Below are 1,050 nucleotides of genomic sequence, written 5' to 3'. Positions count from 1 at the left end.
AGCCTCTCAAGGCGTATCCATTCTGGGTTTTGCTACCGACGCAGGCGTTGCGAGAAACAAAGGCCGAATTGGAGCGAAAAAAGCACCAGATTTGATTCGTAGAGCGCTAGCGAATCTCGCTTGGCATAAAGATGCCCAGCTTTATGATCTTGGGACTGTCGTTTGCGATGATGACTTGTTAGAAGAAAGCCAATCACGCTGTGCAAACCTCATTTCAGAAGCGCTACCTCACACGCCAACTATCGTTTTGGGGGGCGGACACGAAATTGCGTGGGCATCGTTTTCTGGTCTAGCGGAATATTTCAAAACGCATCATCCAGAGAAAAAGCCAAAAATTGGCATCATTAACTTCGATGCGCACTTCGATTTGCGCGCGTTCGAAAGTTCATTAGCGGATGTAAAACCAAGCTCAGGTACACCATTCAACCAAATTCATCATTTTTGTCAGCGTAATGATTGGGCTTTCCATTACGCCTGTTTGGGGGTGAGTCGCAGCAGCAACACGCAAGCTTTGTTCCAAAAAGCAGACGAGCTGAACGTATGGTATGTAGAAGATAGTCAACTCAATTACTTGAATCACAGCTACCACCTAACCCAACTGCAACACTTTATCGACGATTGTGACTATCTCTATCTCACCATTGATTTAGATGTATTCCCAGCAGCAACCGCGCCAGGCGTAAGTGCTCCTGCGGCTAGAGGTGTAAGTTACGACACAATCGCACCTTTTTTAGAACGAATTCTTCACTACAAAAACAAGCTTATGTTAGCCGACATCGCAGAGTACAACCCGAATTACGATGTCGATAGTCAAACCGCTCGCTTAGCTGCCCGTTTGTGTTGGGACATCGCCAACGCCATGGCGGATAAAGAACATAAACGTCAGCCTATTAAATAACCATCACTTTGAAACCTAAGTGAATTTGGAATAACAAGACCAAGCAAGCACTTGGTCATCACGAGAAAATAAAGGAGTCTGAAAATGACACAGCGCCAGGGACAAGATCCACGACTTGATACAAGCAGAACAATTCGTGCACCTCACGGAAA

General features: G+C 45.8%; 1 protein-coding gene. It reads left to right on the top strand.

The window, feature by feature from the left end; all coding sequences use genetic code 11:
• On the top strand, positions 1-898 hold an 898-nt coding region (gene hutG / locus R7127_RS26885), incomplete at its 5' end, for a formimidoylglutamase (protein ID WP_318148759.1).
• Between the last annotated feature and the right edge of the window lie 152 nt (positions 899-1,050).

It is taken from the genome of Vibrio sp. 1159 (assembly GCF_033340395.1).
GTDB lineage: Bacteria > Pseudomonadota > Gammaproteobacteria > Enterobacterales > Vibrionaceae > Vibrio > Vibrio alginolyticus.
This window is presented reverse-complemented; position numbering and strand designations above follow the sequence as displayed.